Here is a 24,609-nt window from a genome sequence, read left to right as displayed (position 1 = left end):
CATGGCGGGCCGATGCTAACCTCCGACCACCCAAGTCCGCACCTCGACGTGCGGCGGCTTGATCAGAAATCCGGATTGAGGAGACGAAGACATGAGCGACAGCAAGAAGACCCGCCGCGAGGTGCTGGCTCTGGGCCTGCCCGTGCTGCTGGCCGGATGCGGCGGTGGTGGTGGCAGCAGCGCGCCAAGCCCGGCGCCAAGCCCCGCCCCCAGCCCTGCACCAACGCCCGCACCCACGCCTGCGCCAACACCTGCGCCAGCCCCGGCACCGGGCCCCGCGGTCGCACCGGCCTGGGCCGGTTATGCGGGCAATGCCCAGCATCAGGCACAGAGCAGCATTGCCAGCCAGTCGCTCAAGCGCATCGTCTGGAGCACGCCCATTGATCGCGTGCCGCCCTACCGCTCCGGCGGCTTTCTGCTGATCCATTACGGCTCGCCGGCCATCTCGGCGGCCAACACCGTGCTGGTGCCGGTCAAGACCACGGCCGAGGGCGACTTCATCGTCGAGGCGCGCGCCGGTGCCACGGGCACCAAGCTGTGGGAGCAGAGCACTGGCTACACCCTGCCGATCAGCAGCTGGACGCCCAGCTTCAACATCGCGCTGGACCGCTACAAGCGGGTCTACATTCCCGAGTCCGGCGGCCGCCTCCTGCGCCGCGACGACGTGGACCTGGCGACAGGCGCAGTCACCCGCATCGCCTTCTATGGCAATGCCGTCTACAGCGCCAATGCCACCGCGCTGGACACGCAGATCAAGATCAGCACGCCCCTGACCGTCGACGACGCGGGCAATGTGTTCTTCGGCTTCATGGCCAATGCCGGCAACCCGGCCGGCCTGTCCAGCGGCTTTGCCCGCGTGGCCGCCGACGGCACCGGGCTGTGGATGGGCGCCGCTGCGCTGTCAGCCGATCCGGCAATGACACAGCCGGCGATGAACGCGGCGCCGGCGCTGTCGCTGGACCAGAAGACGCTCTACGTGGTCGTCAACACTGCAGTGAGCAGTGGCTCGAACCAGTCGGGCTATCTGATGGCGCTGGACGCGGGCACCCTGGCCTTCAAGGCCAAGCAGTTGCTGCGCGAGCCGCAAGGCAACCAGCCGGCGCGCGTCACCGACATCTCGACCGCCTCGCCCATGGTCGGCCCCGATGGCGACGTGTATTACGGCGTCACCAACGCCGTGCGCGACATCCACAACGGCCGCGGCTGGCTGCTGCACTTCGACGCCGGGCTCACGACGGCCAAGATTCCCGGCTCCTTCGGCTGGGACGACACGCCGGCCGTGGTGCCGGCCGCCCTGGTGCCCAGCTATACCGGCAGCTCCAGCTACCTGCTGCTGGTCAAGTACAACAACTACGCCGGCATCGGCACCGGCAACGGCCAGAACCAGATGGCCGTGGTCGACCCGTTCAACAGCCAGGAAGACCGCTTCACCGGCGCCAGCGAGGCCAAGGTCCTGGTGATGAAGGAAATCCTCACCGCCAACGGCCTGACCTTTGACACCAGCACCGGCCAGGGTGTGCGCGAATGGTGCGTCAACACGGCGGTAGTCGACCTGCAGACCGGCGCAGCCCTGGTCAACAACGAGGATGGCCGGATCTACCGCTGGGACTTCCGTGCCAATGACCTGACCGAAAACGTCAAGATGAATGACGGCATCGGCCAGGCCTACACGCCCAGCCTGATAGGCCCGGGCGGCCTCGTCTATGCGGTCAACGGCGCGCAGTTGCACGCCATCGGGACCTAGGCTGCTTCAAGTTCGATGACCGTGCTGGGATCCACGCCCAGCGCTTCATGGCTGACCACCAGGCACAGCCGATCGCGCCAGGCGGTGGCCTCGGCCAAGGCCTCTTGCAGATGGGCATGCGAAGCGGCGTCGAGCGCGATCAAGGGCTCGTCCAGCAGCAGCAGCCGCGTGCCCAAGGCCAGCGCGGCCGCCAGGGCGGCCTTGTGTTGCGTGCCCGTGGAGAGCGCGCGCAGCGGCTGATTCAGGAAGGCCTGCAGGCCGAAGCCTTCGACATGGCGCTGCCAGACGGCCGCGTCGGCATGCGGGTAGAGCCGCGCCAGGAAGCCGAAGCGCTCGGCGGGGCTCAGGTGCTCGAACGGTGGCGGCTCGGCAGCGACAAAGAAGACCTCGCGCCGGTAGTCCAGCGGCTGCTTGATCAAGTCGATGCCGGCAATGCGAGCCGTGCCCCATCGCGGCTGCAACGCACCGGCCAGCAACTTCAGCCGCGTGGACTTTCCCGTGCCATTGGGGCCGCGCATCCAGCACAGGCCGGGTCCGAAATCCTGGCTCCAGAGATCGACGACGCGGCGGCGCTCATAGGCAAAGCTCAGCGAGGTGGTGGAGAGCAAGGGAACAGCTTCGCTCATGGGCTTCAGGCTTTCAGGCATTCGGTGACCAGCACGATCCAGACGGCCAGGAACAAGAGCCAACGCGCTGCGCGGATCTCGTCGCCCTTGCGGCCAGGGTCTGCTGGCAGATAGAGCGCCAGCACGGGCGCCAGCAATGCGGCCAACAGGGACAGCGGCCCGGCCAGGGGCGCGAGCTGCCAGGGGCCGGCCAGCATCATGAGCAGCAGCAGAGGCCAGCAGAGCAGCACGGGCGCCAGCGCCAGCATGCGGCGGGCATGGTGCCAGGCTCGTGCTGGCAGCGGCAAGGGCAGGCTGGCGTCCAACAGCCCTTGCAAGTCACGCTCTGCCAGCGCCAAGGCACGGCTGCTGCCGAGCAAGGCGACGAAGGCATAGCCCGCCAGCCACCAGCGCAGATGCTCGGGTGCATGCCAGGCCTGCTGCAGGCAGATGAGCAGGCCGGTGGCCACGGCAAGCAGCCACAGACCCAAGGGCCGCGCAGGGCCGCGCCACAGAGGCATCAGGAGCAAGGCAGCCCAGACCCGCGGCCGGCTTGCCGAGGCGATCTGGGTACCCCGCATCCAGCGTGCGCGCCCGGGCTGACGCCGCCACCGCAGGAGCAGCACACCCAGCGCCAGCCCCAGCAGCAGCGAGGCGGCAAACGCCACAGCCGAGCCGAGCCAGAGGCCATGCATCCAGGCCGGCTGATGCAGGCGCCAGCTGAGCCAGGAGAGCGCATGCAGCAGGAGCAGCGGCGCCTGCGCCAGCGCCACGACGGCAGCGTCGGCGCGGTACACCGCTGCACGCGGCTGGGGCAAGGCACGCTCGGCCTCCAGCCAATGGCGGGGCAGCAGCGCGTCACGCAGGGCCCAGGAGAGCATCGTCGCGACGAGCGCGTGTGCCACCACCACCGCAATGCCCGGCCACAGCGGCAAGCTGACGGCCCAGAAAAGCGGCAGCGCCGGCCAGCCAATCGCCTGGCCGGCGTACTGGCCCAGCAGGGCCGCCAGCACCAGCACGAAGGCGCCCCAGCGGCGCGCCAGGGCCCACAACGCCGCAGCGCTGTAGCGCAGGCGCATGTGGGCTGGTGTCATGTCAGATCAAGGCAAGACTTTGACGTCGGTGATGACCACGTCGGCGACGGGCACGTCATTGGCGCCGGTCTGCACGCCCTTGATCGCATCCACCACGTCCAGGCCCGCCGTCACCATGCCGAAGACGGCATAGCCGCCGCCGTTGTCGGCGCCGGGATAGTTCAGGCTCGCGTTGTCCACCACGTTGATATAGAACTGGCTGGTCGCGCTGTTGGCGATATTGGTGCGGGCCATGGCAATCGTGCCGCGCACATTGCGCAGGCCGGTATTGCTTTCCAGCACGATGGGCGCATAGGTCGCGGTCTTCTCGACCAGCCCGTTGGCCGTGCGGACAACGCCGCCCCCCTGGATCACGAAGTTCGAGATCACGCGGTGGAAGATCGTGTCCTTGTAGAAGCCGTCGTTGACGTACTTGAGGAAGTTGGCGACCGTGGTGGGCGCGTGCGTCGCGTCCAGGCCCAGGTCGATCACGCCCTTGTTGGTCGTGATGCGGATCTTGTGCGTGACCGTCAGCGTCACGGCCGGCACCGGTGCCGGCATGCCGGGGGTTCCGCCACCGGAAGAGGAGGAGCCACCACCACCACAGGCGGTGAGAGCCAGGGAACAGGCAGCCAGGAGCAGCGTGCGGCGCGCGATTGCGAGGGAAGTCAGCGTCATGAAGATAGGGAAGGAAAGGAGCCCGAGGCTCGGGTTTCAGCATTGTCCGGGAGGCGCCGCTCACCTGACCAAGGTCACCAATCGCGGCAGCGCAAGTGTCGCAGGGCGACTGCTGCCACCCCTTGCCGGCGGGCGATCAGCGCGCGCGGCTATAGTCCGCCGACCTGTTTTCTGCCACCAGAGCTGCTCCGATGTTCACGAAGTCCCTGATCTCCCGCCGCGCCACCCTGTCCGCCCTGGCCCTCGGTCTGGCCCTCTCCGCCTGCGGTGGTGGCGGCGGCGATGGCGGCTCGTCCGGCAACAGCGATCCCTACGGCTGGTCGTCTGTCACGGCCTTGAAGACGACCGACATCAAGGTCGGTACCGGTGCCACCATCGCCACCGCCAATGCTGTGATGGTGCACTACACGGGTTGGCTCTATGACCAGAGCAAGGCCGATTTCAAGGGCACCAAGTTCGACAGCTCGGTCGACCGCAACAAGCCCGAGGAAATCGTCTTCGGCATGGGGCTGGTGATCAAGGGCTGGGACCAAGGCCTGGTCGGCATGAAGGTAGGCGGCAAGCGCCAACTGATCATCCCTGCATCGTTGGGCTATGGCAGTGCCGGCAAAGGGTCCATCCCGGGCGCCGCCGCCTTGGTTTTCGACGTCGAACTGCTGTCGATCAACTGAAGGCCAGCGTGGCCTCCATCTAGCAAGTCCGAAGAGCTTACAGCTCCAGGTTGTCGATCAACCGGGTAGCGCCCAGCTTCGCAGCGGCCAGGGCCACCAGCGGCTCGCCGTCCAAGGGCGCGCCCAGGTCGCGCTGGCGGCGCAGCACGACGTAGTCGGGCTGCCAGCCATGGGCGCGCAAGGCCTCCAGGGCCTCGGCTTCCAGCGGTGCCACGTCGCGGCGGCCAGCCTGCCAGCCGGCGATCAATGCCTTCAGCGTGGCAGAGAGACGCAGCGCCTCGACCTTCTCCGCGTCGCTCAGGTAGCCATTGCGTGACGACAGCGCCAGGCCCTGCTCGCTGCGGCAGGTCTCGCCGCCGATGATCTCGATGGGCAGCGCCATCTGCGCCACCATGCGGCGGATGACCATCAGCTGCTGGTAGTCCTTCTTGCCGAACACTGCCAGCTGCGGCTGGACGATGTTGAACAGCTTGTGAACGACCGTGCTGACCCCGGTGAAGAAGCCGGGCCGGAAATGGCCTTCCAGGATGTCGGCCAGCTCGGCCGGCGGATGCACCTTGTAGCCCTGCGGCTCGGGATAGAGCTCACGCTCGTCCGGCGCGAACACCAGGTCGCAGCCGGCCCTCTCCAGCATCCGGCAGTCGTTCTCCAGCGTGCGCGGATAGCGGTCGAAGTCCTCGTGCGGCAGGAACTGCAGCCGGTTGACGAAGATGCTGGCGATCACCGGGCCGGCCGTCGCGCTGCGAGCCTGGCGCACCAGGGCCAGATGGCCCTCATGCAGATTGCCCATGGTCGGCACGAAGGCGCGGCCGGTCTGGCCCGCCAGTTCGGCGCGCAACTCGGCGATGGTGTGGATCAGCTTCATCGGTCGGTCGATCGCCTCAATAGCCGTGCAGGTCGTCTTGCGGGAAGGTCTGGGCCTTCACTTCCGCCACATAGCGCCGCACGGCATCCTGCACCGAGGAAGCACCCTGCATGAAGTTCTTGACGAAGCGCGGGCGGCGGCCGGGCGTGATGTCCAGCATGTCGTGCAGCACGAGCACCTGGCCCGAGCAACCCACACCCGCACCGATGCCGATCACGGGAATCTGCAGCTCGGCCGTCAGTTCGGCGGCCAGTGCGGCGGGCACCATCTCCAGCACCAGCATCTGCGCGCCGGCGGCGGCCAGCTCATGCGCCTGCTTCTTCAGCAAGGCGGCGCCGGCTTCATCGCGGCCCTGGACCTTGTAGCCGCCCAGCGCGGTGACCGTCTGCGGCGTGAAGCCGAGGTGGGCACAGACCGGGATGCCACGCTCGACCAGGAAGCGAACGGTCTCGGCGGTCCAGCCGCCGCCTTCGAGCTTGACCATGTGGGCGCCGGCCTTCACGAGCGCAGCCGCGCTCTTCCAGGCTTCCGCCGTGGAGGCCTGGTAGCTGTCGAAGGGCATGTCGCCGATCACCCAGGCGCTCTTGCGGCCGCGGGCCACGCTGGCCGTGTGATAGACCATGTCGGCCAGGCTCACCGGCACCGTGCTGGTCTGGCCTTGCAGCACATTGCCCAGCGAGTCACCCACCAGCAGAACGTCAACGCCGGCTTCGTCCAGCAGGCTGGCGAAGGCCGCGTCGTAGCAGGTCAGCATGGCGATCTTGTCGCCGCTGGCATGCATGTCCAGCAGGCGCTGCAGCGTGACGGACTTTCTTTCGGTGGTCGTGTTCATGGGCGCTGTGCGCCCGGATTGGGCGCGAAAATGCCGAAACGGCAGGCGGGGCGCAGTGTAGCGGTGGCACCCCGGGTTTGCACGGAGGGGCCCTCGGGTTAGGCTCGGCGCTCAAGTTGTCGGAGCCCGCATGACCCTCACCGAGTTGCGTTACATCGTTGCAGTCGCCCGCGAACGGCACTTCGGCCGCGCGGCCGAGGCCTGCTTCGTGTCGCAGCCAACGCTGAGCGTGGCGATCAAGAAGCTCGAGGAAGAGCTGGACGTCAAGATCTTCGAGCGCGGCGCGGCCGAGGTCTCGGTCACCCCATTGGGCGAAGAGATCGTGCGGCAGGCGCAGGCCGTGATCGAGCAGGCCGGTGCGATCAAGGAGATCGCCAAGCGCGGCAAGGACCCGCTCGCTGGCGCCCTGAAGCTGGGCATCATCTACACGATTGGCCCCTACCTCCTGCCGGCGCTGGTCAAGCAGACCATCGAGCTCTACCCACAGATGCCCCTGATGCTGCAGGAGAACTTCACCGTCAAGCTGCTGGAGATGCTGCGCACCGGCGAGCTGGACTGCGCCATCATGGCCGAGCCCTTTCCGGACACGGGTCTCGCCATCGCACCGCTGTATGACGAGCCCTTTGTCGTGGCCGTGCCCGCCAGCCACCCGTTTGCCGGGCGCGAAAGCATCAGCGCCGCCGAGCTGAAGAAGGAAACCATGCTCCTGCTCGGCACCGGCCACTGCTTCCGCGACCATGTGCTCGAGGTCTGCCCCGAGTTCGCCCGCTTCTCGTCCGACGCCGAAGGCATTCGCAAGAGCTTCGAAGGCAGCTCGCTGGAGACGATCAAGCACATGGTGGCTTCGGGCATGGGCGTGACCGTCGTGCCCAGCTTGAGCGTACCGCCCCATCCTTCGCCCCACCTGCGCTTCGTTCCGTTTGAGGCGCCCATCCCCAGCCGCCGCGTGGTGCTGGCCTGGCGTCGCACCTTCACCCGCTACGAGGCCATCGCAGCGCTGCGCAACGCGATCTACGCCTGCGAGCTGGGCGGGGTGACGCGGCTGTCCTGAGCCCTGCAAATTCGGGCAAACCCCGCCCTTCATTTGCGGGCATCACGGGCGCAGGCCGCACCGATCAGCCTTATGCTGCGCCCGCACCGCCAGTATGTGAGCATTAGTTCACGACATCCGGCGGCGTCGGTCGCCGGCCACCCCGGCTGATCGTCCAACAACAAGACTGAATCAGAGGGATCACTACCATGATCAACAAGCGTACCGCCCTGGTGGCGGCACTGGCAGCTGCCGCATTGGCCGCGGCCAACCCCGCCCTGGCCCTGGACACCCGAACCGTTTCCGGCAGCTATGGCGACCTGAGCTGGAGCGCCCAGAGCAATATCGTCGGCGTGACCTCCACGGCCACCGGCGCTGCCGGCGGCGATCCGCGCTACTTTGCACCCATGCCCCAGTACAGCGGCGTGGCCACCTTGATCATGAACTACGGCGCCGCCGGTTCCTTCATCTGCACCGGCTCGCTGATGGAAGACCGTCGCACCATCCTGACCGCCGCTCACTGCGTCAGCGATGGCTCGGCCGACCGTCCGCTGAGCACGACCGTCTATTTCTACAACGGCACCAATCCGGATACCGTCCCGCTCGCCGCGCCCAGCTTCAGCTATGCCGTGAGCAACTACAAGGTGCACTCGGCCTACACCGGCCATGTGATCGATCAGAACGACATCGCGGTGCTGACCCTGGACAACTGGGTCGACTCGTCGATCAGCACCTATGACCTCTACACCGGCGACCTGACCGGTCAGGGCTACAACATTGCCGGCTACGGCGGCCGCTCCAACACCGGCGGCACTGTGGGTACCAACCTGGGTACGGGCCGCCTGCGCCAGGGCGACAACCGCTACGACTTCCGCATGGGCGACGACGATTTCCTGTTCCCGGACGGCCACACGGTCTGGAGCGATGTGCTGGGTGAACCCTCGTCGCAGATCGAGTACACCTACCTGGCGGACTTCGACAACGGCCAGGACGCCAACGACGCCAGCTGCCGCACCGTGGTGCTGGGCCTGGGCTTGCCGGCCTCCGGCAAGTACTGCGACCTGGGCGTGGGTGCCGACGAGGTGTCCAGCGCCGGCGGCGACTCCGGCGGCCCTGAGTTCGTCGACGGCAAGGTTGCATCGGTGACCTCGTTCGGCCTGAGCTTCGGCGGCTTCTACGGCGACATCAACCCAGGCCTGAACAGCAGCTTCGGCGAGTTCAACGGCTTCGTGCCGACCTCGATCCATGCCGACTTCATCCGCTCCAGCTTCATTCCTGAGCCGGCCAGCATGGCCCTGGTGGGCCTGGGCCTGCTGGGCCTGGGTCTGACCCGCCGCAAGAAGCAGCAAGGCTGAGCCCTCGCCGCTGATTGAAACCGGGGCCGCCTCCAGCCTGGAGGCGGCCCCATCTTTTTGGCTATCGCCGCGGTTGAGCCATTCAAATTGCCAGCCCCGGAGCATGGGCCTATCGTTGCCGCCATCGCAGCCCAGCCTGCACTCAGCGGAGATCCACGATGACCAGCGAAGCCAAATGCCCCTTCCACCACGCAGCAGGTGGCGGCACCACCAACAAGGACTGGTGGCCCAAGCAGCTCCGCGTTGAGCTCCTGAACCAGCATTCGAACAAGTCCCATCCGCTGGGCGAAGGCTTTGACTACGCCGCCGAGTTCAAAAAGCTCGACTACAAGGCCCTGAAGGCAGACCTGGTCAAGCTGATGACCGACAGCCAGGACTGGTGGCCGGCCGACTTCGGCCACTACGGCCCTCAGATGGTGCGCATGGCCTGGCATGCGGCCGGCACCTACCGCACGCTGGACGGCCGCGGCGGTGGCGGGCGCGGCCAGCAGCGTTTCGCGCCGCTCAATTCCTGGCCTGACAACGTCAACATCGACAAGAGCCGCCGCCTGCTCTGGCCGATCAAGCAGAAGTACGGCCAGAAGATTTCCTGGGCCGACCTCTTCATCCTCGCCGGCAATGTGGCCCTGGAAAGCATGGGCTTTCGCACCTTCGGCTTTGCCGGTGGCCGCGAGGACGTGTGGGAACCGGACATGGACGTGAATTTCGGTGCCGAAACGAGCTGGCTGGCCACCGACAAGCGCTTCCATGGCGACCGGGAGCTGGACAAGAACCTCGCCGCCACCCACATGGGCCTGATCTATGTGAACCCGGAAGGCCCGAACGCGAGCGGCGACTACCTGGCCGCCGCCAAGGACATCCGCGCTACCTTCAACAACATGGCGATGGACGACGAAGAGATCGTCGCCCTGATCGCTGGTGGCCACACCTTCGGCAAGGCCCATGGCGCGGCGCCCGAGTCGCACAAGGGCGCCGAGCCCGAGGGCGCTGCCATTCACGAGCAGGGCCTCGGCTGGACCAGCAATTTCGGCAGCGGCCATGGCCAGGACACGGTCTCCAGCGGCCTCGAGGTCACCTGGACCAAGACGCCGGCGCTGTGGAGCAACAACTTCTTCGAGAACCTGTTCAAGTACGAATGGGAGATGGTCAGGTCGCCGGCTGGCGCCAAGCAATGGGTGGCCAAGGACGCCGAGGACATCATTCCGGATGCGCATGTGAAGGGCCTGTTCCACAAGCCCACGATGCTGACCACCGACCTGACGCTGCGCTTCGACCCCGAGTTCGGCAAGATCTCCAAGCGCTTCCTCGAGGACCCGCAGGCCTTTGCCGAGGCCTTCGCCCGTGCCTGGTTCAAGCTGACCCACCGCGACATGGGCCCCAAGGCTCGCTACCTGGGCCCGGAAGTGCCGAAGGAAGAGCTGCTGTGGCAGGACCCGCTGCCGGCCGCGACGCTCGCGCCCACAGCGGCCGACATTGCCGATGCCAAGGCGCGGATCGCGGCCTCCGGCCTGTCGGTGTCCGAGCTGGTCTCGGTGGCCTGGGCCTCGGCCTCCACCTTCCGGGGTGGCGACAAGCGCGGCGGCGCCAATGGCGCGCGCATCGCGCTGGCGCCGCAGAAGGACTGGGCGATCAACCAGGGCGTGGCCAAGGCCGTGGCCCTGCTTGCGGGCATCGCCGGCAAGCTCTCGCTGGCCGATGTGATCGTGCTGGCCGGTGGCGTCGGCATCGAGCAGGCGGCCAAGGCGGCGGGCGTGACGCTGGAAGTGCCGTTCGCCCCGGGCCGAGTGGACGCCACGCAGGCGCAGACCGATGTCGAATCCTTCGCCGTGCTGGAGCCGGTGGTGGATGGATTCCGCAACTACGGGGCGGGCAAGCTCGGCGCAGCCACCGAGGCGCTGCTGATCGACCGCGCCCAGCTGCTCACGCTCACCGCGCCGGAGATGACGGCCCTGGTCGGCGGCCTGCGGGTACTGGGCACGAATGCCGATGGCAGCGCGAACGGCCAGTTCACCGACAAGCTCGGCACGCTCAGCAACGACTTCTTCGTCAAGCTGCTGGACATGGCCACGGTCTGGATGCCCAAGGGCGGTGACACTGAACTGTTCGAAGGCCGCGACCGCAAGACCGGTGCCCTGCAGTACACCGCCACGCGCGCCGACCTGGTGTTTGGCTCCAACTCGGTGCTGCGCGCCTATGCCGAGGTCTATGCGAGCGCCGATGGCCGCGAAAAGTTCGTCCGTGATTTCGTCGCCGCCTGGGTCAAGGTGATGAACCTCGACCGCTTCGACATGGCCTGATGGCAAGATCTGACCCCAACACAACCCCGGAGTCGCCCCATGGCCAAGAAGCCCGCAGCCAGCAGCAGCATCAACATCGGCATCAGCGAGAAGGACCGCGCCGCCATCGCGGCAGGTCTTTCGAAGCTGCTGGCCGACACCTACACGCTCTACCTGACCACCCACAACTTCCACTGGAATGTGACCGGGCCCATGTTCAATTCGCTGCATGCGATGTTCATGGCCCAGTACACCGAGCTCTGGAACGCAGTGGACCCGGTGGCCGAGCGCATCCGCTCGCTGGGCCATGTGGCGCCGGGCTCCTATGCCCAGTTCGCCAAGCTCAGCTCCCTGAAGGACGCGCCGGCCACGCCGCCCAAGGCGCTGGAGATGGTGCGCATCCTGATGCAAGGCCACGAGGGCGTCGCCCGCACGGCGCGCAGCCTGTTCCCGGCGGTGGAGAAGGCTTCGGACGAGCCGACGGCCGACCTCTTGACGCAGCGGATCACGGTGCATGAGCAGACCGCGTGGATGCTCCGAAGCCTGCTCGAAGAGTAGGCAGCCAGGCATGCGCGCCGCCCTGCTCGGACTGCTGGCCTTGGCGGGCTGCACCAGCCTGCCGACGGCGCCGCCTCCGGCCGATCTACTGTTCAGCGCCACCCGCGACGGCCCGGCCGCGCTCTACCTGCTGAGAGCCGGCCAGGGCGAGCCCCAAAAGCTGGCAAGCGGTCCCGGCAACTGGCCGGGCTGGGCGCCGGACGGCCGCCGCATCGTCTTCCAGAGCCGGCGCAGCGGCAACCTCGACCTGTTCAGCTGGGACCTGGCTGCCGGCGGCGAACCACGCCAGCTGACCAGCGACCCCGAGCCCGACTACCTGCCCGAATGGGCGCCCGATGGCACGGCCATCGCCTTCACTTCCTGGCGCAAGGAAGCGGGCGAGACCGAACGGGCGCCCCATCTCTACCTGATGAAGCCCGACGGCAGCGAGCAGCGCCGCCTGCCCATCGCGTCGCTGAAGACCTCGGCCGGCGCCAGCTGGTCGCCCGACAGCCGCCGGCTGGTCTTCTCCCGCCAGGTCGACGGCAAGGGGGCCGAGCTCTTCATCGTGGACCGCGATGGCAGCAATGAACGGCGGCTGACACAGGACAGCGCGCAAGACATCCACAATGGTTCACCCAGCTTCTCGCCCGACGGGCAGTGGATCGCCTTCTACTCCGACGCTGGCAAGGGCAGCGCCCAGCTGCAATTGATCAGGCCCGACGGCAGCGAGCGCCGCACGCTGCGGGCCGAGGGCAAGAACTGGTATCCGCGCTGGTCGGCGGATGGCCGCTGGTTGCTGGTGACCGGCCCGTCACTCGTCGGCGCAGATGCCAACAACATGGACCTGCTGGCCGTACCCCTGCAGGGCGAGCCGCGGCCGCGGCTGGTGATCGGCGGCCCCAAGCGCGAGCAGGAAGGCAGCTGGCGGCCCTCGCCACGGTGACATCTCGGCAGGCTGAAACTGCCGTCCGTCGGCCGCTGACCCGTCACCGCAGCCGAGGTCGGCACACTGCACCGCTCACACGCATTCCGCGTGGACAGACTCATTCAAGAGGTCATCAATGCGCCCCATGTCCCGTTTGATCCCGGCTCTTGCTGCCGCGCTGCTGTTGGCCAGCAACGCCACCTGGGCTGCCGAGCCGACCCGCGAGGAACTGTCCCGCCAGGTCGAGGCCCTGGACAAGGAATTCTTCGACGCCTTCAACAACTGCAAGCTCGACAAGCTCACCGAGATGGTGGCCGGGGACCTGGAGTTCTTTCACGACAAGAACGGCCTGATGCGCTCGCGCCAGGCCTTCATCAATGCGGTCAGGAACAATGTCTGCGGCAAGTTCCGCCGCGAGCCGATCGCCGGCACGATGGTGGTCTATCCGCTGGAGAGATTCGGCGCGATCCAGACGGGCGACCACAAGTTCTGCACCCCGGACGGCAGCCGCTGCGAGGGCAAGGGCAAGTATGTGAACGTCTGGCAGCGCAAGGGCGAGCGCTGGGAAATGATGCGCGTGCTCAGCTACGAGCACCACCCGCTGGCGGAGTGAGGCTCAGGCGCCCTGCTGCGCCTTGACGAACGCCAGGTACTTCGGGTCTTCGACTTCAAAGGCCTTGGCACCGCCACTCTTGTAAGCGGCGACCAACCATTCGGCGGCCCCCGCCTCGTCGCCCAGCTCCAGCAAGGACTGGCCCAGATGCAGTTGCACGAGCAGCTCATCGCCCGCTTCTTCGAAGCTGTTCACGGCGGCCAGAAAGCTGTCGCGTGCCGATTCGAAGTCGTCGAGCAGGAACTGCATGTCGGCGAGCGAGATCAGCAGGCCCAGCGCCTCGTCGTGTTCGGACCAGGGCTCGGGCAGCAGTTCCAGCGCCTGCTCGAACAGCGCCAGCGCCGCCTCGAAGTCACCTTCGTCGGCGCGCTGGTCGGCCTGGTCGACCAGGCCCTGTATGCGTGCGCTGGGAACCGTCATGACCTCACAGCACCGCCAGCAGACCGACGATGCCGATGCCCAGCGCGGCCAGCGCGTCGCCCGCAATCAGGCCGCCACCGAACAGCGAGGTCGGCTTCATGTCGTCAGGCAGGGCTGCTTCGCCGGCCTTGGGCTTGGGCGTCAGGGTCTGGATCAGGCTGGCCACCACGCCGCCGGCACCGAACCACAGCGAGGTCGGCAGATTGACGAAGCCACCGAAGGACGAGGCATAGGGGCTGGGCAGCAACACGGCGTCGACGACAAAGTCGGTGGCGAATCCGGCCCGGCCAGAAGTCGCGAACTTCTTGTAGCCCTGCCGGCTGCGAATGAATTTGCGCAGGAACTCGGTCAAAAGGCCCAGCGCGATACCGATCAGGATGGCCTGCGTCTGGTAGGGCTTGGGGTCAGTGATCGAGCGCAGCGCGCCGACGAACTTGTAGGTCATGGCCGAGGTCCATTGCGAGGGCGCCTCGGAGGCGCTCATCACCGTCTGGTCCAGGCGCAGCACCGGGTGCGCGGTCATGAAGAACTCGGCGATCACCACCGTCATCACCGCACCCAGCACCAGGCCGATGGCCTGGAAGCGGAACTGCAGCGCCCGGTTGGAGCCCAGGCGCCAGCCGGTCGAGCGGTCCTGCTGCATGTCGCCGGCGACGCTGCAGGAGACGAAGACCACGGTCGCGCCCATCAGGGCCAGGATCGGGTCGTGCAGGCCCAGCGTGGCCATCAGGAGCACGGTGACGACGAAGGCCGAGGAAATCGGGTTCCAGTCGGTCAGGCCCAGCGAGATGCCGTTGACCAGGGCAAACAGGAACACCAGGGCCACGGCGAAGATCATGTAGCCAAAGCTCAGGTGGAAGAACTGCATGCCGGCCACCAGCGTGGCCACGGTCCAGAAGCCCACCCAGACCAGCAGGCGCTTGATGCTGGCCTTGGGGCCGGTGCGCTGCTCGTCCGGCACATGGACCTTCTCGCCCGGCTGCGCCAGCTGCTTGGCAATGCGCCAGAAGATCAGCGTCAGGTCGATGATGGCCGCGCCCAGCACCATGCCCAGGGCGATCAGGAAGGCGATCTTGCGGAAGGGCTCGTTCTCCTTCAGCCAGCCGATGCTGATGAAGTACGGCGTCAGCGACCAGAACGTCAGGCCGCCCACGATGGCCGGCACGCCCACGCGGGCGCCGACGATCAGGCCGGCGCCAAAGGTGGAGCAGCTGAACTCGGTGGCGGCGATCCAGGCCACCTTGTTGGTGGCGAGGCCGCCCACAACGCCCAGGCCCATGCCGCCAAACAGGCGCGAGACCGAGCGGCGCAGCAGTTCGGGGTCGGTCAGGGCGCGCAGGATGTTCGCAACCGCCAGGCCCGAGGGAAAGGTCAGTTGCATCCGTTCGACGAGGATGGGCGTGTAAAGCATGCCGATGCCGGCCGCCATCATGGCGATGCACATCAGATAGGCCATCAGCTGCCAGTTGGGCACCGGCGGCATGCCCATCCAGACCATGGCCTGGATCAGCGCGCTCATGGCCATCATGCCGGCCACCGAGGCGGCCGTGGTCTGGATGTAGTTGGCGCCGTGGCGGCCTTCGGCCCCGTAGCCATAGGTGACCACCGAGCCCAGGATGCCAGCCAGCACCTGCCCGCCGACGAAGAAGCCGATGGAGAAGTTCATGAAGGCGGCCGTGATGCCGCCCAGGGGGCCGAGGATGAACATGCCGACGCAGGCCAGCAGGGTGTAGTAGCCCCAGCTGCCGACGGGCGGCAGCCAGGCCCAGCGTCTGGAATCGTTGATGGCGAGGGTCGTCATGGGGAGAGCGGTGAATTTGCGATGGCGCGCATGATGCGCGCCGCAAAGGCCGGCTTCGCTCCACAATTACCCCACCATGCCGGCCGCCACCCGCATCGCCATCCTGACGTTCGATGGCTTCAACGAGATCGACAGCTTCGTCGCTCTGGGCCTGCTCGGCCGGCTGCGCGCCCAGGGTTTCGCGCCCGAGCTGTGCGGGCCCGGCACCATGGCCACCTCGATGAACGGCGTGCAGGTGCAGATCCAGCGGCCGCTGGAATGGGCCAACGAGGCCGAGGTCGTGCTGTTCGGTTCGGGGCTCTACACCCGCGCCATCGCCGAGAACTCCGCATTGCTGGACCGCCTTCAACTCGATCCGGTGAAGCAATTGATCGGCGCCCAATGCTCGGGCGCCCTGCTGCTGGCTCGGCTCGGCCTGCTGGGCAGCTCACCGGCCTGCACCGACAGCGTCAGCAAGCCCTTCCTGATTCAGGCGGGCGTGCGCGTTCTCGATGAAGAAGCCTTCCATGCTCAGGGGCCGGTCGCCACGGCGGGTGGCTGCCTCGCGGCCCAGTACCTGGCCGCCTGGGTGATGTATGTCAAAGCCGGTGAAACGGCGGCGCGCGAGGCCTTGTGGCGGTCCGCACCCGTGGGTGAGCAGGCCGCCTATGTGGAGCGCCTGCTGGGCAAGGTCCGGCGCTTCGGGCCTGCGTCAGCCTGACGCCACATTTGGCCCAAGCAGCCATTGGCAGGCGCTGGCCACCGGGAGCATCATCAATCGCGCCTCGCCTGCTTCGCCTCCTCCTCTCCTTCTACCAATCACGTTGGGAGTTGCCATGCGTCTAGCGTTCAAAGGTTCTAGCGTCTTCGTTTCGGGACTGCGTTCTTTCGGACTGGGGCTTGCGCTGCTCGGCGCTGCCGCTGGTGCCAGCGCCGGTGAGCTCACGGTGTCGGGCTTCGGCACGCTGGCAGTCGGCAAAGCCATCTCCGGTGTCGACCAGACCTACTTCGGCTTCAAGTGCCCCTGCTTCATCGCCAACTATCCCGATGTGGGCGTGTATGGCAAAGGCATCGATTTCGGGCCTGATTCGCGCTTCGGCGTGCAGGGTGTCTACCGCTTCGAGGGCGGCCTGAGCCTCACCGGCCAGATCACCACCCATGGCGGCAACGGCCTCAAACCTGCGGTCGACTGGGCCTATGGCTCCTTTGCACTGAGCGACTCGCTCACCCTGCAGGCCGGCCGCAAGCGCCTGCCGCTGTTCGGCTACTCCGACTTCTTCCAGGTCGGCTATGCCTACCCCTGGATCCGTCCGCCGGGTGACCTCTACGGCTGGCAGATCGTGGCCTACAACGGCGCCAATCTGCTCTACCGCAAGAACTTCGGCGGCTTGTCGGTCTCGGCCAATGTCTGGGCCGGCAGCGAGAGCGACAAGGGCAACCGCATGCTCGACAAGATCTACTACGACGCGCCGATCGACGAGAAATGGAAGGGCATCGTCGGCGGCTATGTGGAGCTGGGCACCGACTGGGGTTCGGCCCGCTTCGTGATGATGACCAACAAGGTGGATCGCCTGGTTGGCGGCGCAGTCAACAAGTCCGGCGTGAAGCAGAACTTCTACGGCTTCACCTTCAACGTCGACCAGTCGGACTGGGTGCTGCGCACCGAGTTCAACCGCTTCGTGCGGCCCGACGCACCCAAGGACATCTACAACGTCTACTTCGTCGGCGCCGGCCGGCGCTTCGGCGACTGGCTGCCGATGCTGACCTACTCGCGCTTCACGGAAGACTTCAAGGACGACCCGACCGCCAATGAAAAGCACAACACGCTGGCGGCCACGCTGCGCTGGGACTTCCGCGACAACATGGCGCTGAAGCTCGAGTACGACGTGTTCAAGGACAAGTCGGCCTTCCCCTTCGTTGGCAATTCCAAGGCCATCGCCATGTCGCTGGACTTCACCTTCTGAGGAGCACAGCCATGCGCAAGCAATCCATGCACCAAGCGTTTGCCGCCCTCGTCCTGCTGATCGGCAGCGTTGCGGCGTCAGCCGGCCCGGTCGTCGTGGCCAACCCGGCCCTCGCGGGCAAGCCGGCGGCAGACGACATCAAGGCCATCTTCCTCGGCCAGTCCAGCGCCCTGCCTGGCGCCGGCGCCGTGACGCCCGGTCTGCCCAAGGATGGCAAGGTCCGCGAGGACTTCCTCTCCGGCTTTGTCGGCAAAAGCAACCAGCAGTACAAGGCGGTCTGGACTCAGCTGATCTTCACCGGCAAGGCGCAAGCGCCCAAGCAGTTCGAGAACGACGACGAGCTGAAGAAATGGATCGCCGCGACGCCCAACAGCATCGGCGTGCTGGACAGCAGCAAGGTCGACGGCACGGTGAAGGTGATCAGCGGGCAATAGCGAAGCCATGCGCTGAGCCGGCCCGATCAGCCGGGATTTGAGGCTGCGGGGATAATCGCGGGTTCGCTCCTTGCCCGAGCCCGTTTCGAATCCACAAAGCCTCATGTCCACCGATCTGTCCACCCGCATCGATGGTGAAGTGCGCCGCCGCCGCACCTTCGCCATCATTTCCCACCCTGACGCGGGCAAGACCACGCTGACCGAGAAGCTGCTGCTGTTCTCGGGCGCGATCCAGATCGCCGGCTCGGTGAAGGCCCGCAAGGCCTCGCGCCATGCGACGTCCGACTGGATGGAAATCGAAAAGCAGCGCGGCATCTCGGTGGCCTCCTCGGTCATGCAGATGGAGTACCGCGACTGCGTGATCAACCTGCTCGACACGCCCGGCCACCAGGACTTCTCCGAAGACACCTACCGCGTGCTGACCGCCGTGGACGCGGCGCTGATGGTGATCGACGCGGCCAACGGCGTGGAGCCGCAGACCCGGCGCCTCCTGCAGGTCTGCCGCGCGCGCAACACGCCCATCCTCACCTTCGTCAACAAGATGGACCGCGAGGTGCAGGACCCGCTGGCCCTGATGGACGAGATCGAGCGCGAGCTCGGCATGACCGTCGTGCCCTTCACCTGGCCGGTGGGCATGGGCAAGCAGTTCCATGGCGTGATGGACCTGCGCCAGCAGCGCATGCGCGTGTTCGCGCCCGGTGAAGACCGCGCCGCCGGCACCGAGGAAGTGCTGGAAGGCCTGGACAACCCGGCCTATGCCCAGCGCTTCGGCATGCAATACGACAACGCCCAGGGCGAGATCGAACTGGTGCGCGAGGCCGCGCCCGAATTCGATCTGCAAGAGTTCCTCACCGGCAAGCAGACGCCGATGTTCTTCGGCTCGGCCGTCAACAACTTCGGCGTGCAGGAAGTGCTGGACGCGCTCGTGGAGCTGGCGCCGGCGCCGGGCGAACGCGCAGCCATGCAGCGCGTGGTGCAGCCGGAAGAGCCCAAGTTCACCGGCGTGGTGTTCAAGATCCAGGCGAACATGGACCCGGCGCATCGCGACCGCATCGCCTTCCTGCGCGTGGCCTCGGGCCATTTCGAGCGCGGCATGCGCTTGAAGGTCGTGCGCTCGGGCAAGGAGCTGCGCCCCAACACCGTGGTGAGCTTCCTGTCACAGCGCCGCGAGCTGCTGGACGAGGCCTTTGCCGGCGACATCATCGGCATCCCCAACCACGGCGTGCTGCAGCTGGGCGACACGATCACCGAAGGCGAGGCCCTGCAATACACCGGCCTGCCCTTCTTCGCGCCGGAAATGTTCCGCTCGGTTGAAGTGGCCGACCCCTTGAAGACCAAGCAGCTGAAGGCCGGCCTCACGCAGCTCGGCGAAGAAGGCGCGATCCAGGTCTTCCGCCCCATCGCCGGTACCGTGCTCTTGCTCGGCGCTGTCGGTCAACTGCAGTTCGAAGTCGTCGCTCACCGCCTGGAGCATGAGTACGGTGTCAAGGCCCGCATCATGCCCAGCCGCTTCCAGGTGGCCCGCTGGGTGACCTGCGACGACCCGCAGGAGCTCAAGCGCTTCATCGACGCCAACGACCACCGCATGGCCTATGACGCCGTCGATGCGCCCACCGTCCTGGTGGAATACGCGCCCGAGCTGCGCGCCATCGAGAGCAACTGGCCCAAGATCAAGTTCCACGCGCTGCGCGAGCATGCGGGGCTGGTGTTCCAGAAGCGGCTGGATGGTTGACCGGCCCACGCACGGGCGCTGACAAGGACGGGGTTCAGCGGCGGTACGGATTGTCCGGCCGGCGGTCGTAGCGGTTGGGCACGCCGTCGCCATCACGGTCGCGGTAGTCCCGGTGATCCCGGTAGTCGCGACGGTCCCAATGGCCGTGACCATGGCGCGGCGGGTAGTAGTTGCGCTCGTAGCGGTCCGGAATGCCATCGGCATCACGATCCCAGCGGGTCGGCTCGCGGTAGTAGACACGACGGTACTCGACGACCGGCTGGTAGACCGGCACGGCAACGCCGTAGCCATGTGCACGATCCGAACCAACCTGCACACCAAGACCCGGCGCACCGACGCTGACGGCCCAGCGGACATCGTCACGGGCTTGGGCCAAGCCAGCCGACAAGGCGCCAGCGGCAGCCACCATCAGGAGGGCGAGTTTGCGATTCAGGCTCATGCAGAACTCCTTGCTTGCGTGCGCAGCAAAGGCTGCGCCGTGGGCAGACAACGAGTGGGCGGAACCATAGGCCGACTCCCGTCGTGTGACGGGAGTGACCGGATGTAAGTCCGCTGCCGCGCCGCGGTCAGCGACTCATCAGGGCAGCCGCGTGTAGTTCACCGGAATCCAGGTGTAGCCCTTGCCATCGGGCCGCACATGGCCGATGCCCGGGAAACTGACGTGGGTGAAGGCCAGGTAGTAGCCACCCGCGGCCGCGTCCGCATAGAGCTTCTGGCGTTCGGGCATGGCCTTGCTGGAGTCGCTGTCGAAGCTGATGGTCACCGTGGGGTCGGGGAACTGCACCGAAGCGACGTGCATCGAGTCGCCGCCAAACACGATCTTGCGGCCTTTGCTCTCGACCACATAGATCGTGTGGCCGGGCGTGTGGCCATAGGCGGGCTGGGCGCGGACGCCGGGCACCAGATCGGTAGCCCCGTCGAATGGCTTCACGCGGCCGCTGTCAAGATAGGGCTTGGCGGCCAGTTGCACGCCGTCCGGGCCCTTGCCTGCAGCGGGCGCGGCGCTCAGATAGTCGGCATCGCGCTTGTCCAGCCGCACCACGGCATTGGGGAAGACGGGCTTGCCGTCCACGGTCAGGCCACCGATGTGGTCGCCGTGGCGGTGGGTGATGTAGATCTCGTCGACCTGCTCGGGCTTGTAGCCGGTGGCGGCCAGATTGCTGAGCAGGCGGCCCGCCGTCGGGCCGAACACGCTGGCCGCACCGGTGTCGACCATCACCAGCTTGGTGCCGGTATTGATCAGGTAGGCATTGACCGAGGTTTCCAGCGGCAGGTGCAGGTGGTTGTGCTGCAGCGCCTTGGCGACCTGGCCGGGCTGGTTTTCCTTCAGGAGCTTGTCGACCGGCAGGTCCAGCGTGCCGTCGCTGACGGCAGTGATCTCGAAGTCGCCGAGCATCATGCGGAAGACGCCCGGCGCCTGGCTCTTGACGAAGGGAGCGGCGGCCTGGGCGCTGGTGGCGGCGGCAAGGGCGAGCGCGAAGCCCAGGGTGGTGAAACGAATGTTCATGACAGTCTCCTTGGGGTGATCAGCAACAGCGCCGCAGGATAGCGGCTGCGCGCTATTTCTGCTGGCCGGCCACCCATTCATCCACGACCTGGCTGAGCACCGCCAGCGGCACATTGCCGGTCTGCAGAACGAGGTTGTGGAACTTCTTCATCTCGAACCTGGCGCCCAGCGCCTTTTGCGCCTTGGCCCGCTCGGCCAGGATGTGCAGCATGCCCATCTTGTAGGCACAGGCCTGGCCGGGCATGACCACATAGCGCTCGGCCTCGGCCACCGGAATGCCGTAGTCCAGCACCTGCTGGCGGGTCCACTTCATCGCGTGCAGGCCGGTGTCGACCACCAGGCGCTTGGCGCGGAACAGTTCGGCATCCAGTTGGCCCAGGCGGCCGGCGATATCGCCCTCATACCAGCCGTTCTCGGCAGCCAGTTGCTCCGAATACAGGGCCCAGCCTTCGGCGAACGCCGAGCCGGCGGCGAACACGCCGTCGCGCCGGTAGCGCGGCAGGTTCTCGGCCTCCTGCTGCAGGGCGATCTGGAAATGGTGGCCCGGCACGCCCTCGTGGTACGTCAGGGTACGCATATTGGTCATGCGGAAGACGGGGCCCGGCAACGGCGCCCAGAAGATGCCGGGCAGCGTGCCGTCCTTGGCCGGAGCCGAGTAGTGCGCGGCTGCGGTCTTCTCCGTGAACGGCGGCTCGCGCTTGACGATGACCGGCGCCTTGGGCGTGATATCGAAGATCAGCTTGGCGCGCTTCTCCGCGTCGCGCAGCAGGCTTTCGTAGCGGGCCAGGAGCGCCGGGCGAGGCTCGGCCTCCTTGGGCTGCAGGTCGGCATCGAGCTTGACCATGCGCTCTTTGACGCTGCCTTCCTTGTAGCCGAGCTGCTTCAGGAGCCCGTCCATCTCGCCTTCAATGCGCGCCACTTCCGAGAGGCCGATGGCATGGATCTGTGCCGGTGTGTAGTCGGTCGTGGTGTTGCGGCGCAGCTCGTAGGCATAGGCCTTGTCGCCGCCTTTCAGGCGCCAGAGGCCGGCGTCGTCCGTCGTCTTGGGCAGCTGCGCCTGCAGCAAGGCCTGGGCGCGGCGGAATGCCGGCAGGATGGATTCGGCCGTGATCTTCTCGGCCTCGATGATGGCCTTGGCGCGGGCTTCGGCGCTCAGGCCGGACAGCTTCTCGCTGCGCTGCGCCAGCGACACGACCAGCACATTGCCGGCGGCAGGCGCAGCCAGGAAGCGCTCGAACTGACCCAGCGCCGCCTCGGTGATGAAGCGCGGCATCAGGAAGCCGCGCGCCTCGCCCTCCCTGGCGCGGGCGATGCCGGTGTCGATCTGGCCGGCCACCTGCCCGAGGCGCGCCAGGTAGTTGGCGATGTCGCGCTCATTGCGGATCGGGTGGCTCTGGCTCAGGAAGTTCACGAGGCTGACATGCAGGCCGCGGAACTGGTTGAAGACGAAATCGAAATCCTCATAGGGCTCGCTGTCCACCGTGCTGCGCAGCGACCACTCGACCACCGCCGCCGAGGTGCGCTCCTGCGGGCTCAGCTTGCTGCGGTCGAAGCCGCCCAGCTCCTTCAAGGCCGCCCTGGCCGCGGCGATGCGCGCGGCGCGCTGCTCGCGGGTATTGGGCGTGAGCTGGCCGTCCAGCACCTGCTGCTCGGCATCGGGCAGGTACTGGCGCATGGTGGCCAGCGTGGGCTCGGCGCGCATGCGCGCCACGGCCAGGCCCTCGGCCCATGTGTCGAAGTGGGGCGCCGCCTGGGCGCAAAGCGGCAGCAGGGCCAGCAGGGCAAATCGCTTGAAGGGCAGGTTCGTCGACATCGGAAGGCTCTCGTCGCTCATCACAGAAGGGGCCGATCCTAGACGGCTGTGGGCCGCTCGCCAAAGTGCATCTGCAGCCCTTGTGCGCACCTCAGTTTCAAACGGCTCGGCCCTGACACCGGCCTGACAAAAGCGCCCCTGGGCAAACCCTTGTGCAAATCTACGTAAAGGGAAGGCCCGGGGTCCATGCAGGCTGAGAGAGTCCTACATTCGGCGGCTGCAGTGCGCAGGCACGAGGAAGCTTTCAGAGCCCATGAGCGAACTGATACTCGAGACAAAAGGCCTCAGCAAGGACTTCAAGGGATTCACCGCCGTCGACGGCGTGAACCTGCAGGTGCGGCGTGGCCACATCCATGCCTTGATCGGCCCCAACGGCGCCGGCAAGACCACCTGCTTCAACCTGCTGACCAAGTTTCTGACGCCAACGCGCGGCAGCATTCATTTCAATGGCGTGGACATCACCGGCGAGAAGCCGGCAGAGATCGCCCGCCGCGGCGTGATCCGCAGCTTCCAGATCTCGGCCGTGTTCCCGCACCTCACCGTGCTGGAGAACGTGCGCATCGGCCTGCAGCGATTCACCGGCACGAGCTTCCATTTCTGGAAGGGCCTGGGCGGCCTGGCCAAGCTCGACGCCCGCGTGATGGAGCTGCTCGAGCAAGTGGACCTGCAAGACATGGCCCAGCTGCGCGCCGGCGACCTGCCCTATGGCCGCAAGCGCGCGCTGGAGATCGCCACCACCATGGCGATGGAACCCGAGCTGATGCTGCTGGACGAGCCGACGCAAGGCATGGGCCATGAAGACGTGGAGCGCGTGACCGCGCTGATCAAGCGTGTGGCCGAAGGCCGCACCGTCCTGATGGTGGAGCACAACATGCGTGTGGTCTCCAAGATCGCCGACCGCATCACCGTGCTGGCGCGCGGCGCTGTGCTGGCGGAAGGCACGTACGAAGAGGTCTCCAGGCATCCGGCAGTGCTCGAGGCCTATATGGGCAGCGAAGCGACCGAACTGCAGGGAGCACATTGAGCATGGCTGAAGTCGCTCTCGAAATCACCAACCTGCACGCCTGGTACGGCGAAAGCCACATCCTGCATGGCGTCAACCTGAGCGTGAACAAGGGTCAGGTCGTGACCCTCCTGGGCCGCAACGGCGCCGGCCGCACCACCACGCTGCGCGCCATCATGGGCCTGACCGGATCACGCAAGGGCTCGATCAAGGTGCATGGCGTTGAGACCATCGATCTGCCCACGCACAGGATCGCCCACCTGGGCCTGGGCTACTGCCCGGAAGAGCGCGGCATCTTTGCTTCGCTGACCACCGAAGAAAACCTGCGCCTGCCGCCGCTTCTGAAGAACCCGCGCGGCAAGCCGATGAGCGAAGCGCAGATCTACGCCATGTTCCCGAACCTGGCCGAGCGCAAGACGAGCCCCGGCACGCGGCTCTCGGGCGGCGAGCAGCAGATGCTGGCGGTGGCGCGCATCCTGCGCATCGGTGCCGACATCCTCTTGCTGGACGAGATTTCCGAGGGCCTGGCCCCGGTGATCGTCCAGGCCCTGGCCCGCATGATCATTGCGCTCAAGGCCGAAGGCTTCACCATCGTGATGGTGGAGCAGAACTTCCGCTTCGCTGCGCCGCTGGCCGACCATTTCGTCGTCATCGAGCATGGCGAAGTGGTCGAGTCCTTCCCGGCCGCCGAACTGGCGGCCAAGCAGTCCAAGCTGGACGAGCTGCTGAGTGTTTGACTGACTGATCGA

At 66.8% G+C, this 24,609-nt stretch carries 24 protein-coding genes; 14 read left to right on the top strand and 10 right to left on the bottom strand.

Annotated features, from left to right (window positions below; translation table 11 throughout):
- Positions 1–91 precede the first annotated feature (91 nt).
- Positions 92–1,744 carry an SMP-30/gluconolactonase/LRE family protein gene (locus ABT392_RS20350; RefSeq protein WP_395384742.1) on the top strand — a complete coding sequence of 551 codons (1,653 nt, stop codon included), beginning with the start codon at positions 92–94 and terminating at the stop codon, positions 1,742–1,744.
- Here the strand turns inward: ABT392_RS20350 and ABT392_RS20345 are convergent.
- From ABT392_RS20345 to ABT392_RS20335, 3 genes are read right to left on the bottom strand one after another with little or no spacing between them, the layout of a single operon-like run.
- Positions 1,741–2,370 (bottom strand): ABC transporter ATP-binding protein, encoded by a 630-nt coding sequence (locus tag ABT392_RS20345; RefSeq protein WP_395384743.1) that lies wholly within the window; start codon positions 2,368–2,370, stop codon positions 1,741–1,743. The genes ABT392_RS20350 and ABT392_RS20345 overlap by 4 nt on opposite strands.
- A 5-nt stretch (positions 2,371–2,375) precedes the next feature.
- The gene (locus ABT392_RS20340) at positions 2,376–3,443 is read right to left on the bottom strand and encodes a hypothetical protein (protein WP_395384744.1); all 1,068 of its coding nucleotides are present in this window, start codon (positions 3,441–3,443) and stop codon (positions 2,376–2,378) included.
- 6 nt (positions 3,444–3,449) lie between these two features.
- Positions 3,450–4,100 (bottom strand): peptidylprolyl isomerase, encoded by a 651-nt coding sequence (locus ABT392_RS20335; protein ID WP_334277793.1) that lies wholly within the window; start codon positions 4,098–4,100, stop codon positions 3,450–3,452.
- Between the two features lie 191 nt (positions 4,101–4,291).
- Between ABT392_RS20335 and ABT392_RS20330 the strand changes: the two genes are divergently transcribed.
- Complete coding sequence (locus ABT392_RS20330) at positions 4,292–4,771, top strand: FKBP-type peptidyl-prolyl cis-trans isomerase (protein ID WP_334277794.1); 480 nt, start codon at positions 4,292–4,294, stop codon at positions 4,769–4,771.
- A gap of 37 nt (positions 4,772–4,808) precedes the next feature.
- On the opposite strand, the gene panC is transcribed toward ABT392_RS20330, so the two are convergent.
- Entirely contained in the window at positions 4,809–5,636 is an 828-nt protein-coding gene (panC, locus tag ABT392_RS20325) for a pantoate--beta-alanine ligase (RefSeq protein ID WP_395384745.1), read from the bottom strand.
- Positions 5,637–5,652: 16 nt separating this feature from the next.
- Complete coding sequence (panB, locus tag ABT392_RS20320) at positions 5,653–6,468, bottom strand: 3-methyl-2-oxobutanoate hydroxymethyltransferase (RefSeq protein WP_334277796.1); 816 nt, start codon at positions 6,466–6,468, stop codon at positions 5,653–5,655.
- A gap of 130 nt (positions 6,469–6,598) precedes the next feature.
- Between panB and ABT392_RS20315 the strand changes: the two genes are divergently transcribed.
- The 6 genes from ABT392_RS20315 (at position 6,599) to ABT392_RS20290 (ending at position 13,207) form a co-directional block, all read left to right on the top strand.
- Positions 6,599–7,519, top strand: coding sequence for a hydrogen peroxide-inducible genes activator (locus tag ABT392_RS20315; protein WP_334277798.1), 921 nt, complete (start codon positions 6,599–6,601; stop codon positions 7,517–7,519).
- A 188-nt stretch (positions 7,520–7,707) separates the two neighbouring features.
- Positions 7,708–8,853, top strand: coding sequence for a trypsin-like serine protease (locus ABT392_RS20310; RefSeq protein WP_395384746.1), 1,146 nt, complete (start codon positions 7,708–7,710; stop codon positions 8,851–8,853).
- Between the two features lie 158 nt (positions 8,854–9,011).
- The gene (gene katG, locus ABT392_RS20305) at positions 9,012–11,150 is read left to right on the top strand and encodes a catalase/peroxidase HPI (protein WP_395384747.1); all 2,139 of its coding nucleotides are present in this window, start codon (positions 9,012–9,014) and stop codon (positions 11,148–11,150) included.
- A gap of 39 nt (positions 11,151–11,189) precedes the next feature.
- Positions 11,190–11,687, top strand: a complete 498-nt coding sequence (locus ABT392_RS20300) for a Dps family protein (protein ID WP_395384748.1) — start codon at positions 11,190–11,192, stop codon at positions 11,685–11,687.
- A gap of 10 nt (positions 11,688–11,697) precedes the next feature.
- Positions 11,698–12,612: a hypothetical protein gene (locus tag ABT392_RS20295; RefSeq protein ID WP_395384749.1), complete on the top strand. Its 915-nt coding sequence runs from the start codon at positions 11,698–11,700 to the stop codon at positions 12,610–12,612.
- Between the two features lie 127 nt (positions 12,613–12,739).
- Positions 12,740–13,207 (top strand): nuclear transport factor 2 family protein, encoded by a 468-nt coding sequence (locus ABT392_RS20290; RefSeq protein WP_395384750.1) that lies wholly within the window; start codon positions 12,740–12,742, stop codon positions 13,205–13,207.
- A gap of 3 nt (positions 13,208–13,210) precedes the next feature.
- On the opposite strand, the gene ABT392_RS20285 is transcribed toward ABT392_RS20290, so the two are convergent.
- Together ABT392_RS20285 and ABT392_RS20280 are read right to left on the bottom strand one after the other, a co-directional pair.
- The gene (locus ABT392_RS20285) at positions 13,211–13,627 is read right to left on the bottom strand and encodes a tetratricopeptide repeat protein (RefSeq protein WP_395384751.1); all 417 of its coding nucleotides are present in this window, start codon (positions 13,625–13,627) and stop codon (positions 13,211–13,213) included.
- Between the two features lie 4 nt (positions 13,628–13,631).
- On the bottom strand, positions 13,632–15,428 hold the full coding sequence (locus ABT392_RS20280) for an OPT/YSL family transporter (RefSeq protein WP_395384752.1): 1,797 nt from the start codon (positions 15,426–15,428) through the stop codon (positions 13,632–13,634).
- A 76-nt stretch (positions 15,429–15,504) separates the two neighbouring features.
- Between ABT392_RS20280 and ABT392_RS20275 the strand changes: the two genes are divergently transcribed.
- The 4 genes from ABT392_RS20275 (at position 15,505) to ABT392_RS20260 (ending at position 19,537) form a co-directional block, all read left to right on the top strand.
- A complete protein-coding gene (locus tag ABT392_RS20275; protein WP_334277808.1) occupies positions 15,505–16,128 on the top strand; it encodes an AraC family transcriptional regulator in 624 nt (207 codons plus the stop codon).
- A 115-nt stretch (positions 16,129–16,243) separates the two neighbouring features.
- Entirely contained in the window at positions 16,244–17,371 is a 1,128-nt protein-coding gene (locus ABT392_RS20270) for a hypothetical protein (RefSeq protein WP_395384753.1), read from the top strand.
- A gap of 11 nt (positions 17,372–17,382) precedes the next feature.
- The gene (locus ABT392_RS20265; RefSeq protein WP_334277810.1) at positions 17,383–17,805 is read left to right on the top strand and encodes a hypothetical protein; all 423 of its coding nucleotides are present in this window, start codon (positions 17,383–17,385) and stop codon (positions 17,803–17,805) included.
- 103 nt (positions 17,806–17,908) lie between these two features.
- Complete coding sequence (locus ABT392_RS20260; RefSeq protein WP_334277811.1) at positions 17,909–19,537, top strand: peptide chain release factor 3; 1,629 nt, start codon at positions 17,909–17,911, stop codon at positions 19,535–19,537.
- 34 nt (positions 19,538–19,571) lie between these two features.
- Here ABT392_RS20260 and ABT392_RS20255 read toward each other — a convergent pair whose 3' ends face one another.
- From ABT392_RS20255 to ABT392_RS20245, 3 genes are all read right to left on the bottom strand, one after another.
- Positions 19,572–19,976, bottom strand: coding sequence for a hypothetical protein (locus ABT392_RS20255; RefSeq protein WP_395384754.1), 405 nt, complete (start codon positions 19,974–19,976; stop codon positions 19,572–19,574).
- Between the two features lie 138 nt (positions 19,977–20,114).
- Positions 20,115–21,044, bottom strand: coding sequence for an MBL fold metallo-hydrolase (locus ABT392_RS20250; protein ID WP_395384755.1), 930 nt, complete (start codon positions 21,042–21,044; stop codon positions 20,115–20,117).
- 52 nt (positions 21,045–21,096) lie between these two features.
- A complete protein-coding gene (locus ABT392_RS20245; protein ID WP_395384756.1) occupies positions 21,097–22,857 on the bottom strand; it encodes a DUF885 domain-containing protein in 1,761 nt (586 codons plus the stop codon).
- Between the two features lie 253 nt (positions 22,858–23,110).
- On the opposite strand from ABT392_RS20245, the gene ABT392_RS20240 reads away from it, so the two are divergent.
- Together ABT392_RS20240 and ABT392_RS20235 are read left to right on the top strand one after the other, a co-directional pair.
- Positions 23,111–23,881 (top strand): ABC transporter ATP-binding protein, encoded by a 771-nt coding sequence (locus ABT392_RS20240; RefSeq protein ID WP_334277816.1) that lies wholly within the window; start codon positions 23,111–23,113, stop codon positions 23,879–23,881.
- Positions 23,882–23,883: 2 nt separating this feature from the next.
- Complete coding sequence (locus ABT392_RS20235; RefSeq protein WP_334277817.1) at positions 23,884–24,597, top strand: ABC transporter ATP-binding protein; 714 nt, start codon at positions 23,884–23,886, stop codon at positions 24,595–24,597.
- The last annotated feature ends 12 nt before the right edge of the window (positions 24,598–24,609 follow it).

Source organism: Paucibacter sp. JuS9 (assembly GCF_044043925.2).
Classification (GTDB): Bacteria; Pseudomonadota; Gammaproteobacteria; order Burkholderiales; family Burkholderiaceae_C; genus JAUASW01.
This window is presented reverse-complemented; position numbering and strand designations above follow the sequence as displayed.